This is a genomic window from uncultured Paracoccus sp., assembly GCF_947496875.1.
In the GTDB taxonomy this organism is placed as follows: domain Bacteria; phylum Pseudomonadota; class Alphaproteobacteria; order Rhodobacterales; family Rhodobacteraceae; genus Paracoccus.
This window is the reverse complement of the sequence record NZ_CANMEH010000003.1, coordinates 103,143-114,499: the sequence shown is the minus strand read 5'-3', so window position 1 is coordinate 114,499 and position 11,357 is coordinate 103,143. Positions and strand designations below refer to the sequence as shown.

The window sequence follows — 11,357 nt, the reverse complement described above, 5'->3', positions numbered from 1 at the left end:
TCAGCGGCTGAAAAGCCGCGCCTTGCTGGCCATCAGGGCGGCCTGGGTGCGGTTGCGCACATTGATCTTGGACATGATCGCCGCGACATGGGTCTTGACCGTCGCCTCGGCGATCGAAAGCTCGTAGCTGATGATCTTGTTGGGACGGCCCTGGCAGATCAGCCGCAGGATGTTCATCTGCTGCGGCGTCAGCGTTGAAAAGACCCTGGCGAGGTCGCCGGCCTCGTCGCCCTCGACTTCCGGGTCATAGCCGTCGGGCAGCACGGTCTGACCATCCCACATCGCACGGAACGCCGCGATGATTTCGGCGCGGGGCATGGACTTGCCGATATAGCCGCGGGCCCCCGCCCCGATCACCGCCGCCACCATGCCCTGGTCGACCTCGGCCGAGATGACGGTGACCGGCGCGCCGGGACTGCGGGCGCACAGGCTGACGACCCCCTCGACCCCGGCCACGTCCGGCAGGTTGAGATCCAGCACCACCGCATCCGGCGCCCCGTCGCTGCGGATCGACGCCTCGGCGGCAGCAAGGCTCGGGGCCGTCCGGACGCGCCCCAGCCCGAATGCGGCGGTCAGCGTGATCGACAGCGCCTCGCACATCAGCGGATGATCATCGACGATCAGCACGTCCCGGACCATTCGAACCGGCACTGCGGATTCGGCGGCCCCCCTTGCGCGCAGATGTTCCATCGCAGCCTCCCTGGTGCCGACCACTCCCCCGGATCGGCAATCCGCATGTTAGGCAGATAATAATAAGAAGCGAGCGAAATATTCTGTCGCACCGCCGACCCGCCAGCCAACGCCAAATCGTCGGCGGATCATGGCTGGCGCGGCAGCTTGGCGGCGATCGTCCGACCGAGGGCGAAGGCGCGTTGCTCGAGGATAACAGGCGTTTCGCAGACATAGGTCAGCGCCTGCTGACGGTCGACGAAGATGCGCGTCGCCCAGTCGATCTCCTCCTCCAGATCGTCCATCGCGTCGAAGTCCTGCGGCTCGGCCTCCGTCATCTCCTGAAATCTGTGCCGCTTGTCCTCGATCTGGCTGTCCAGCGCCTCCTGCTGGTGGGCATACCGGGTGATCCCGGCCATCACCCTGTCGCGCGCCGTCTGGATCTGCCCGAAGGTGGCAAGGAAAAGCGCCGTCAGATCCTCGCGGGTGGCACCCTGCGCGAACTCCTCGACCAGCCTCTCAGCCTGATTCATCGACGTCCGACGCAGCGCGATCACCTCCGCAAGGCGCCGAATCTCCGGCGCCTTCGCCCTGGCTTCGATCGCCGCGTCGACCGGCGGTCCGGACCACAGCTGCGCCACGGACAACTGCGGCTGCCGGCGCTGCACGCAGGGCCAGTCGGGATCGACCGGGCCGGCCGCCTGTCCGGCCACCGGCCAGGCCAGCAACACCGCAAATGCCAGAAACCGGATCATCCCGCACCTCCCTTCCGGCCACGCCACAGTCCCTTGGCCGGATCATACATGAAGACCGTGCCGCCAAAGAAAAGCAGCGTGCATCCCAGCACCACGGCAAGGGACAGCGGTTCAAGCTGACCGTAAAGCGCAAAGCGGATCAACTCGACCGAATGGGTGAACGGGTTGACCGCGCATATGTCGTGCAGCAGCGGGCTCGACTCCTCCATCCGCCACAGCGGATAGAGGGCCGAGGACGCGAAGAACATCGGGAAGATGACAAAATTCATCACCCCCGCGAAATTCTCGAGCTGGCGGATCGTCGAGGATATCAGGAGCCCGAGCGAGCCGAGCATCAACCCGGACAGCACCAGCGCCGGCAGGACGGTCAGATAGCCGATGGCAGGCGGGCGTATGCCCCAGAGATAGGCGATCAGCAGAAACGCGTAGACCAGCAGCACCGAGACCAGCACCGCCGAGGTCAGCTTCGCGCCCAGCAGGAACCATCGCGGAAACGGGCTGACCAGCAGGCTGCGCATCGCCCCGGTCTCGCGGTCATACACCATCGAGAGCGAGCTCTGCATGCCTGCGAACAACAGGATCATGCCGCACAGGCCCGGCGTGACATAGACCTCATACAGCACATAGGTGCGGTACGGCGGCGTGATCGAGAGGCCCAGCACCGAACGGAAGCCCGCCGCAAAGATGAACAGCCAGACCAGCGGTCGCACAAGGGCGGCCAGGAACCGTTCGCGCTGGCGAGTGAAGCGCAGGAACTCGCGTCGCGCGATCCCGGCAAAGGCGATCCACGCGCCGGTCACGCCGGCTCCCTTCGTGCCCCGGTCAGCGCCAGGAAGGCCGCGCCCAGATCGTCGCCCGCCGCGAGCGCCTCGGCCGTGCTGTCCGCGAGCACCTTTCCCTGGTGCAGGACGACCACGTGGTCCCGTGGCTCGATTTCCTCGAAGATGTGGGTCGCCAGCAGGGCCGAGACGCCCTGCTTGGCGATCAGCCGGCGCACCAGTGCCAGCAGGTCGGCCCGCGCCCGGATGTCCAGCCCGGCGGTCGCCTCGTCAAGCAACAGCAATTCGGGCCGGTGCAGCAGCGCCCGCGCCACCTCGGCCCGGCGCTGCTGCCCGCCCGACAGCGTGCTGACCCTTGCGCCGGCCTTGTCCGACAACTCCACCATTTCCAGAGCCTCACCTGCGCGCAGCCGAGCGGCGCGACCGCCGATCCCATGCAGCGCCGCATGATAGGCAAGGTTCTGGCTGACGGTCAGATCACCATCCATCGACCTGCTCTGGAACACCACACCCAGCCGGGCCAGTGCCTTGCCCGGTGCGCGGCGGGCATCGTGGCCGGCCACCCGGATCTGGCCGGACGTGCTGTCGTAGAGCCGGCAGATCAGCGCGAACAGCGTCGTCTTGCCGGCGCCGTTCACGCCAAGAAGGGCGCAGAACGCGCCCCTGGGGACGGTGAAGCTGACGTCGTCCAGTGCCGTCACCCGGCCGAACCGATGGCTCACCCCCGCGATGACCAGCGCATCGGCACCGTGCCCTCCGGGTGCCTCCGTGTCGACGCCGGGGGGTCGCGTCATTCCTTGCGGCGCTCCTTCTGGGTGTCGTCCGCAGCGGCGATGACGATCTTCTTCATGCGCGTTCGATCCGCGTCACTGGATGTTGAAGACGGCCTTCTGGCTGTCCCCCGACGAGCCGGGAATGCCGAGGCTGTAGCTGCCCGGCATGACGGCGATGAAGCTGATCTCGGCCTCGCCCGCGTCGTCGAACTCCAGCGAATGGACTCCCATCGGCCGCACCTCGATGTCGTTGATGACGATCTCGTTGATCCAGACGGCGCGGAAGAAGTCGCCGCCCGACAGGGCCAGCTCGGCCGAGCCGTCCGCCACGATCTTCATCCGGTAATAGGCGCCCGACTTCAGATCATAGGGCGCGTCCTGAACCGGCTTGCCCGAGGCGAGCGTCAGCGGCGGCAGGTCTACGCGGTTCGCCTTTCCCATCATGCCGGCAAAGCCATAGTCGAATTGCTGGGCTGCGCCGGCACCCGCCGTCACCGCCAGCGCGGCGGCCAGAATCATACGCTTCATCTCTTGCTCCTTAGTCCGATTTCACCGCAACCACACCCCAGGGCTGTTCGCCGACCTGGACCGAGACCGTGACCTCGTCGCTGGCGACATCGATCACCGAGATGTCGTTGGAGTTGCCGTTCGTGGTGTAAAGAAACTGGCCATCGGGCGAAAAGCCCAGCTGCCAGACGCGCTGCCCCACCAGCAGGTAGTCCGTGACCTCGAGGCTCGCCACGTCCAGCACCGCCACCCGGTTGGCGGGGCCAAGTGCGACATAGGCCTTGCTGCCGTCGGCGGTGACCCGCAACCCGACCGGTTGCAGCGCCTCCGGCAGAACCCCCGGCACCTCGAAGGTGATCGTCTTCGTGATCTCGTTCGTGGCGGTGTCGATCGCGGCAACGGTCCCGCCGATCTCGGCGGTGACGAACAGGATCTTGCCGTCGGGCGTGTATTCGGCAAAGCGCGGCCGGCTGTCGACCAGCACGTTCGCGACGATCTCGTAGCTCTCGGTGTCGATCAGGTGGGCCATGTTCGTGGTCTCGGACGTGTTGACCACAATCCTGCCGTCCGGGCTGACGCCCATGCCTTCCGGCTCGACCCCGACCGGCACTTCGGCCAGCACCTGACGGGTCTCGACATCGACCACGGTGACGATGTTGTCGTCCTCGTTGGCGATGAACAGCTTCTTGCCGTCCGGATGCATCACGAACAGTTCGGGGTCCGGTCCCGAGGGCAGCGACGGAAGTTCCTCGTAGGTGGCGGCATCATAGACCCGCACCAGATTGTCGTCCGAGGCGCAGACATAGATCACCTTGCCGTCCGGCGAGGCGGTGATGCCGCGCGGACGCTGCATGCCGGTGATCGTGTGGATCACCTCCAGACTGTCCGAGTCGAGAACGGTGACCGAATTGCCCTTCTCGTTCGACACAAAGATCTTGTCGGCAAAAGCCGGCCCGGCGAGCAATGCCACCGAAGACGCCATTGCGGCGATCAACTTCATTCTGAACCCTCGCGTTGTCATTTCCTGCATTCGGTTTCGGGCCGATCGACCCCCAGCGAGTCGAGCTGGCTCACCTGGTGCAGGAACTCCTCCTGCGGGCTGACCGAGGCGACCACGCGATCGGCGACCAGCAGCACCGGCTGGCGCAGCTGCCCGTCCCAGTCACGGAAGGTCAGCTTCTGTCCCTTGAACGCGGCCAGGCTGAAATCGGGCGACAGGACGAAGTCCCGGATCGCGGCAAAGTCGCCGCCCTGGGTGCGGGTCGCCGCCTCGCCCAGCACCCGCAGCGCCGTCCAGACCTGGTAGTCCTGGTCCCGGGCCGGGCGGTTGCTCTGCTGTTCGAAGCGCGACTGGAACTGCGTGCCGCCCCAGGCTTCATGCGCGGGGTGCCAGCTTTGCGGGACGAGGCCGGCCGAACCGGTCACCGGCCGTGCATCCCAGGTGTGATAGGGCAGCCAGTCGGCAAAGACCCCGGCGTGATCGGCGGCGACGACGACGTGATGGTCGGCGGCCCGCTGGGTAAAGACCGGCATCTGCGCCTGGACCTGCACATGGCCCGAGTCGGTGCGCCGGGCACCGCCGGTGTCCTCATAGACCCGCTCCTCGACGATCCGTGCCCCGAACTTCTCGGCAGCGCGGCGATAGGCCTGCGCGAGCGCCTGATCCTGGGGATGACTGCCCTCGATCAGGAACCAGTCGGTCCAGCGTTTCCAGACCAGGTACTGCGCCAGCCCGTCGGCCAGCATCGCGTCCGAGGGGGCGACATGCAGCAGGTTCGCGCGGCAATCCACCCCGCGGAGCCGGTCGTCGGTCGACGAGGCGTTGACGACCAGCACGTCATCCCCGGCCAGATCCCGGGCAAGGTCCGCGAGTTCCACCGTGGTAGCGGCGTCAGCCAGGGTCACGATGAACGGAACGCCGGCGTCGATCAGCTGCTTCATCGCGGCCCCGGCCGTCTCCGGCGTCGCGGTCACCGTCTCGGTCGTGAAGGTCTGGCCAAGAAAGCTGCCGGTCGTCGCGTTGTCAGCCGTTCCAAGCACCGCCCCGGCGAACCCCAAGTCCGCTGGGGGCAGGTCCAGGCGCGAGATCGGCATGGGCCCGGGCGCGTCGACCCGCAGCACCGCAGCCCGGTATTCCACCTCGGCCAGCGCCGCCCCGGGTGCCACCACGGCAAGAACGATGCCGGCCCATGCGAACGTCAGTCGTGTCATGCTGTCCTCCCTGCCTGCATTGGGACACAGCAGCGACCCGGGTCAAAGTCCCTTTCGGCTCATAAGAAACTCATAAGGCAATGATTCCAATCCGTGTGATACCTTTGGCTGAGGCACCGAGGTTCCGCGGCCGCCGGAACACGTCCGAATCTTGCGTCGCGGCGCGGGCGGTTTTCCCGCGGCAGGCGCCGGAACCACTTGAATCGTGCTCGGACCGAGCGACTATATCCCTGACCGCCGGACTCGGTCCGCGGTCCGCAGCGCGCAAGGCAGGATGGTGAGCACGCACACCACAATGCGCGAATGGACGGTCACGGGCATGGACTGCGCGTCCTGCGCGGGCAAGGTCCGGGGGGCCGTCGAGCGCCTGCCCGGGGTCAGCGAGGTCGACGTGGCGCTGATGGCCGAGCGACTTCGCGTGACGCTGGACGAGCAGCTGACATCCCGCGACCAGGTCGAGACCGCGGTGAAGGCGCTGGGGTTTGGCATCGCGCCGAAGGGAAGCCCGGCGCCGCGCAAGGGCTTCGTGCTACCGGATGGCGCCGCGGGCGCTCTGGGGATCGAAGACCCGCCGATCGAAGATGTGGACGCTGCGGCGGGTGGTGCGCCCGGCGCAGGCGAGCACGGGACGCGGTGGTACGCAACCCGCAAGGGGCGCCTGGTCATCGCCACCGCGCTGCTCCTGGTCGCCGCCTGGGCCGTGAAGCTTGCCGGCCCTACCGGAACGGCTGACTGGGCCTTCATCCTGGCCACGCTCATCGGCGTGGCGCCGATCGCCAGACAGGCCGTCGGCGCAGCCCGGGCGGGCATGCCCTTCACCATCGAGATGCTCATGACCATCGCGGCGCTCGGCGCGCTGGTGATCGACGCCGCCGAGGAAGCGGCCCTGGTCGTGTTCCTGTTCGCGGTGGGCGAAGTCCTGGAAGGAGTCGCGGCGAGCAAGGCGCGCAACGGAATCAGGGCGCTGGCGCGTCTGGTTCCCAGAACCGCCCAGCTGGAGATCGGGGGGACGACGCGCGAGGTGCCGGCGGCCGCCCTGCGGATCGGCCACGTGGTCCTGGTGCGTCCCGGCGATCGCGTCCCTGCCGACGGAGAGGTCATCGAAGGTGTCTCGGGTGTCGATGAGAGCCCCGTCACGGGCGAAAGCGTCCCGAACCTGAAGGAGCCGGGCGACCAGGTCTTCGCCGGCTCGATCAACACCGAGGCCGCTCTGCGTGTCCGGGTGACCCGTGCTGCAGAAGACAACACGATCGCCCGGATCATCCGTCTGGTCGAGGAGGCCGAGAGCGCCCGCGCCCCCACCGAGCGGTTCATCGAGCGGTTCAGCCGCGTCTACATGCCTGCGGTGGTCGGCACCGCGCTGCTGGTGGCGATGGTGCCGCCGCTGGCGTTCGCGCAGCCTTGGGACACGTGGATCTACCGGGCGCTCGCCCTGTTGCTGATCGGATGCCCCTGCGCGCTGGTCATCTCGGTTCCGGCGTCCATCGCCTCCGCACTGTCGGCAGGCGCGCGACGCGGGCTTCTCATGAAAGGCGGCGCGGTGGTCGAGGCCGCCGCCCGAATCACCCATGTGGCGTTCGACAAGACCGGCACACTGACCCTCGGCCGCCTGCAGATCACCGATATCGTGCCCAACGGTGGCTCGCCTCGGGACGTGCTGGCGCTGGCAGCCGGGATCGAGTCCGGTTCCAGCCATCCGCTCGCCCAAGCGATCCTGTCCCGTGCCCAGGCGGACGATGTTGCGCCGGCGCCGGCATACGCCGCCAGGGCGCTCCCCGGCCAGGGCGCGCAGGCCACCATCGAGGGCGCGCCCGCCTGGGTGGGCTCGCCGCGGCTTGCCGAGGCAGCCGGCGTTTTGGATGCCGTCGCGCGGCAGGCCACCGCAACGCTCGAGGACGACGGCAAGACCGTTGTCGCGGTCTACCGCGCAGATCGGCTGGTCGGACTGCTGGCCCTGCGTGACGAGCCGCGGCCGGACGCCGCGGATGCGGCGCGTCAGCTCACCACGCTTGGCGTTCAGGCGGTGATGCTGACGGGCGACAACCCCCGCACTGCGGCCGCAGTCGCGCAAACCCTGGGGCTGGATTATCGCGCCGGACTGATGCCGGGGGACAAGGTCGCCGCGATTCGCGAACTGACGGCGTGCGGCCGGGTGATGATGATCGGCGACGGGATCAACGATGCGCCGGCGCTGGCCTCGGCGCATGTGGGCGTGGCGATGGGATCGGGCACGGATGTGGCGCTGGAAACCGCCGACGCCGCGATGCTGCGCAACCACCTCACCGACGTGCCCGGGGCGATCCGGCTCGCCCGCGCGGCGATGGCGAACATCCGGCAGAACGTGGCGATCGCACTCGGCCTCAAGCTCGTCTTTCTCGTCACGACGGTGCTGGGGGTGACCGGCCTGTGGCTGGCGATTCTCGCCGATACCGGGGCGACCGTCCTCGTCACGCTCAACGCGCTGCGTCTGCTCAGGTTCGATCCGGAGAGCGAGGTGTGATAGGATTTCGGCGGATGAGGAGAGCGTGAATGCGCCCGTTGATCTGCAACGCCACAGTGGCGAGGCTTTCGGCGCCACGAGGACGCCGCGTCAGGCGGTGGCGCCGTGAACGTTCCCGAAAATCCGATACGGCAGCGCTCATGATGGGCGCAGGCAAACCGTACATCTCAAGCCAGGGAGAATGGCCATGACCACCCTCGTCACCTGTCTCTGGTTCGACCACGGACAAGCCAGCAAGGCGGCGAAATTCTATGCCAGCACCTTTCCGGACAGCCATGTGGACAGGATCAACATGGCGCCGGCCGACTATCCCGGCGGTGAGGCAGGCAACGAACTGACCGTCGAGTTCACCGTCCTCGGCCGCCCGTTCCTGGGCCTGAACGGTGGTCCGGACATCCGACCGAACGAGGCGGTCAGCTTCATGGTGCTGACTGGTGATCAGCCCGAGACCGACCGCTACTGGAATGCCATCGTGGGCAATGGCGGCGCGGAAAGCGCGTGCGGCTGGTGCAAGGATCGCTGGGGCCACTCTTGGCAGATCACGCCGAGGCGCCTGATGGAGCTGACGACGGACCCGGATCGCGCCAGGGCCAGAAGAGCGATGCAGGCGATGTTGACGATGCGGAAGATCGACATCGCGGCGCTGGAAGCAGCGGTGGCGTGAACGGCATCCACTAACAGTCCGCCGATCAGCTTCGTTCAGACAGGAGAGACGATCATGCCTTTCACGATCAATCTGCACCGTGTCCTTCGTGCCCCGCCAAAAAAGGTCTTCAGGGCCTTCGTCGAACCTGATGCAATTGCAAGCTGGCTCCCGCCTTACGGCTTCCTTTGCACGGTCCAGGAACTGGACGCCGTCCCGGACGGCAGCCACCGGATGAGCTTCCGCAACTTCGCGACCGGCGAAAGCCATTCCTTCGGCGGCACCTACAGGGAGGTCGTCCCCGGCGAGCGGCTCGTCTACACCGACAGCTTCGACGACCCGAACCTGCCCGGAGAGATGATCGTCACCGTGGTCCTGAAGCCCGTCTCGGCCGGCACTGAGGTGAGCGTCGAGCAGCGGGGTATTCCGGACGTGATCCCGCCCGACGCCTGCTACCTCGGCTGGCAGGATTCGTTGCGCAAACTCGCGGGCCTCGTCGAAGCGGAAACCGGGACGTAGCACCCGGTCCGGCGAGGGCCAGTCGATACGCTTGCGCATCGAGACGGTGCGCAGCAGGTATGCGCCCCGTCTGCGGCGCAGTTTGAACGCCGCGTGCCGCCCTTGGGCACCGGCGCCGGCGCGCGTCGCAGTTCAGGCTGCGTGCGGAAACGACCGCTACTTCTGTCTTGCCCTGCGATTGGCGTAACGCCGGTCGCGCTCGGCCTTGCGGGCCGCTTCGTCCGCAATCACGCGCGAGATCCGGTTGTCGGCCTTCTCACGTGCCTCGACCTCGGCCTTTGCGGCCGCATCGATGGCTGCCTGACGTTCGGCGGCCTCGGCGGCGATGCGCGCCTCCTCCTGCGCTGCACGCTTCGCCTTTTCCCGCTCCGCCAGTCGTTCTTCGCGGGCCGCTGCGATCGCGAGGCGCTCTTCCTGCCGTGCCAGCCGGGTCGGCTCTGCAGCCTCGACCCTGGCCCGATGGGCTTCGAGGAGAGCGGCCTTGGCCTTGGCCGCGGCCTCGCGGCGATCGGCAAGATCATTGCCCTTGGTGTTTCTCAAATCTTTATCCCGTTTCTGGTGGTGTTGGCCCGTGGATCACGCCTCGGGTGATTTTGTCGGTTTGGGTGCGGCTACCGGATTCTCGCGATCGGCACGTTCCTTTGCCAACCGCGCTTCCCTCAGCCGCGATGTCTTCTCCGCCCGCAGTCGAGCGTCGGACTCCGCCTCTTCACTTGCACGTTCTCGCGAAAGAAACTGCGATTGCGCGCGGGCGAAGGCCATCTCGGCCTGCTGGCGAGATTTGCTTGGAGTCTGAGCCATATTAGTGCAACCTGCGAAGTCGTTCCAGCGGAAGGCAGGTACGCGGGGCAGTTTTCCTGACCCGATCTGACAACGTGCCTCATGGCGCGAGCACAATCGCTGCCCAAGCGCAGCAGACACCTACTCAGGCATCGGGCGCGTTGCAACCGGCATTCGCCTGATTTCCGTCCTGGTAACGGTCGAGGCAGATGCGCGCTTGGTTCCGTCAGCCTGACCCTTGGCCGCGTCGTCCTCCGAAGGAGAGCACCATGACCCCCATCAAACCCAAGCGCGCGTCGGACTTTGACCCGCGCATCCTCGAGATCTTCGACGGCTACGTGCATGGTCGGCTGAGCAAGCGGGAGTTCATGTCGATGGCCGGCCGCTACGCCGCGGCGGGGGTCACCGGCGCGATGCTTCTCGAACAGCTCCAGCCGAATTACGCGCTCGCCCAGCAGGTGGCGGCCGATGACCCGGCGATCGAAACGGAAATCGTTGAATACGAAAGCCCCGACGGTCACGGCACCATTCGCGGCCTGATGGCCAAGCCGGCCGGCGTGGAGGACCCGCTGCCCGCTGTTCTGGTGGTCCATGAGAACCGTGGTCTGAACCCTTACATCGAGGATGTCGTCCGCCGCACCGCCAAGGCCGGCTATCTTGCGTTCGGACCCGACGGCCTCACGCCACTCGGCGGCTATCCCGGGAACGACGACGATGGCCGCCAGATGCAGAGCGAGCTCGACCCTGCGAAACTCATGGAAGACTTCTTTGCAGCATTCGAGTTCCTGCGGGACCACCCCGACAGCAGCGGTCGGGTCGGGTGCGTCGGGTTCTGCTACGGTGGCGGGGTCTGCAACGCGCTCGCGGTGGCCTACCCCGAGCTGGCCGCTTCGGTCCCCTTCTACGGCCGGCAGCCCGCCGCCGAGGACGTGCCGCAGATCCAGGCCCCGCTGATGATCCACTATGCCGGTCTGGACGAGCGGATCAACGCGGGATGGGACGCCTACAAGGCGGCGCTGGAGGAACATGGCAAGGAGTTCACCGTCCATTTCTACCCGGACGTGAACCACGGTTTCCACAACGACACGACCCCGCGCTACGACGAACAGGCGGCGACGCTCGCCTGGGAACGCACGCTGGCCTTCTTCGACGAGCATCTGCGGGGCGGGGCCGCCTCGAACTAGACGACGTCCGCCTGGTCGAACGGCGGTGTTGGTCATC

12 protein-coding genes are annotated in these 11,357 nt (G+C 67.1%); 4 read left to right on the top strand and 8 right to left on the bottom strand.

Annotated elements, in window-relative coordinates:
• The 7 genes from Q0938_RS04970 to Q0938_RS04940 all read right to left on the bottom strand — a co-directional run bounded on the left by Q0938_RS04970 (position 1) and on the right by Q0938_RS04940 (position 5,694).
• Entirely contained in the window at positions 1–690 is a 690-nt protein-coding gene (locus Q0938_RS04970; protein WP_299359854.1) for a response regulator transcription factor, read from the bottom strand.
• Between the two features lie 128 nt (positions 691–818).
• A complete protein-coding gene (locus Q0938_RS04965; RefSeq protein ID WP_299359852.1) occupies positions 819–1,424 on the bottom strand; it encodes a hypothetical protein in 606 nt (201 codons plus the stop codon).
• Positions 1,421–2,224, bottom strand: a complete 804-nt coding sequence (locus Q0938_RS04960; RefSeq protein WP_299359850.1) for an ABC transporter permease — start codon at positions 2,222–2,224, stop codon at positions 1,421–1,423. The genes Q0938_RS04965 and Q0938_RS04960 overlap by 4 nt, the downstream gene beginning before the upstream one ends.
• Positions 2,221–2,997, bottom strand: coding sequence for an ATP-binding cassette domain-containing protein (locus tag Q0938_RS04955; RefSeq protein ID WP_299359848.1), 777 nt, complete (start codon positions 2,995–2,997; stop codon positions 2,221–2,223). The genes Q0938_RS04960 and Q0938_RS04955 overlap by 4 nt, the downstream gene beginning before the upstream one ends.
• A gap of 72 nt (positions 2,998–3,069) precedes the next feature.
• Positions 3,070–3,495 carry a hypothetical protein gene (locus Q0938_RS04950; RefSeq protein ID WP_299360348.1) on the bottom strand — a complete coding sequence of 142 codons (426 nt, stop codon included), beginning with the start codon at positions 3,493–3,495 and terminating at the stop codon, positions 3,070–3,072.
• 19 nt (positions 3,496–3,514) lie between these two features.
• Positions 3,515–4,483 (bottom strand): PQQ-dependent catabolism-associated beta-propeller protein, encoded by a 969-nt coding sequence (locus Q0938_RS04945; RefSeq protein ID WP_299359845.1) that lies wholly within the window; start codon positions 4,481–4,483, stop codon positions 3,515–3,517.
• 17 nt (positions 4,484–4,500) lie between these two features.
• Positions 4,501–5,694 carry an ABC transporter substrate-binding protein gene (locus Q0938_RS04940; RefSeq protein WP_299359842.1) on the bottom strand — a complete coding sequence of 398 codons (1,194 nt, stop codon included), beginning with the start codon at positions 5,692–5,694 and terminating at the stop codon, positions 4,501–4,503.
• Between the two features lie 274 nt (positions 5,695–5,968).
• Here Q0938_RS04940 and Q0938_RS04935 point away from each other — a divergent pair, with 274 nt between their 5' ends.
• The 3 genes from Q0938_RS04935 to Q0938_RS04925 all read left to right on the top strand — a co-directional run bounded on the left by Q0938_RS04935 (position 5,969) and on the right by Q0938_RS04925 (position 9,356).
• Positions 5,969–8,194, top strand: coding sequence for a heavy metal translocating P-type ATPase (locus Q0938_RS04935; RefSeq protein ID WP_299359840.1), 2,226 nt, complete (start codon positions 5,969–5,971; stop codon positions 8,192–8,194).
• Positions 8,195–8,375: 181 nt separating this feature from the next.
• Complete coding sequence (locus Q0938_RS04930; protein ID WP_299359837.1) at positions 8,376–8,858, top strand: VOC family protein; 483 nt, start codon at positions 8,376–8,378, stop codon at positions 8,856–8,858.
• A 54-nt stretch (positions 8,859–8,912) separates the two neighbouring features.
• A complete protein-coding gene (locus tag Q0938_RS04925; RefSeq protein ID WP_299359835.1) occupies positions 8,913–9,356 on the top strand; it encodes an SRPBCC family protein in 444 nt (147 codons plus the stop codon).
• A 156-nt stretch (positions 9,357–9,512) separates the two neighbouring features.
• On the opposite strand, the gene Q0938_RS04920 is transcribed toward Q0938_RS04925, so the two are convergent.
• Positions 9,513–9,896 carry a DUF6481 family protein gene (locus Q0938_RS04920; protein WP_299359833.1) on the bottom strand — a complete coding sequence of 128 codons (384 nt, stop codon included), beginning with the start codon at positions 9,894–9,896 and terminating at the stop codon, positions 9,513–9,515.
• Positions 9,897–10,405: 509 nt separating this feature from the next.
• On the opposite strand from Q0938_RS04920, the gene yghX reads away from it, so the two are divergent.
• Entirely contained in the window at positions 10,406–11,320 is a 915-nt protein-coding gene (gene yghX / locus Q0938_RS04915; protein WP_299359831.1) for a YghX family hydrolase, read from the top strand.
• Positions 11,321–11,357: the final 37 nt, after the last annotated feature.

Excerpts from the sequence above, each read along its gene's own strand:
- Q0938_RS04970 (WP_299359854.1), bottom strand. The coding sequence starts at position 690 with ATGGAACATCTGCGCGCAAGGGGGGCCGCCGAATCCGCAGTGCCGGTT.
- Q0938_RS04965 (WP_299359852.1), bottom strand. The coding sequence starts at position 1,424 with ATGATCCGGTTTCTGGCATTTGCGGTGTTGCTGGCCTGGCCGGTGGCC.
- Q0938_RS04955 (WP_299359848.1), bottom strand. The coding sequence starts at position 2,997 with ATGACGCGACCCCCCGGCGTCGACACGGAGGCACCCGGAGGGCACGGT.
- Q0938_RS04950 (WP_299360348.1), bottom strand. The coding sequence starts at position 3,495 with ATGATTCTGGCCGCCGCGCTGGCGGTGACGGCGGGTGCCGGCGCAGCC.
- Q0938_RS04945 (WP_299359845.1), bottom strand. The coding sequence starts at position 4,483 with ATGAAGTTGATCGCCGCAATGGCGTCTTCGGTGGCATTGCTCGCCGGG.
- Q0938_RS04940 (WP_299359842.1), bottom strand. The coding sequence starts at position 5,694 with ATGACACGACTGACGTTCGCATGGGCCGGCATCGTTCTTGCCGTGGTG.
- Q0938_RS04935 (WP_299359840.1), top strand. The coding sequence starts at position 5,969 with ATGGTGAGCACGCACACCACAATGCGCGAATGGACGGTCACGGGCATG.
- Q0938_RS04930 (WP_299359837.1), top strand. The coding sequence starts at position 8,376 with ATGGCCATGACCACCCTCGTCACCTGTCTCTGGTTCGACCACGGACAA.
- Q0938_RS04925 (WP_299359835.1), top strand. The coding sequence starts at position 8,913 with ATGCCTTTCACGATCAATCTGCACCGTGTCCTTCGTGCCCCGCCAAAA.
- yghX (WP_299359831.1), top strand. The coding sequence starts at position 10,406 with ATGACCCCCATCAAACCCAAGCGCGCGTCGGACTTTGACCCGCGCATC.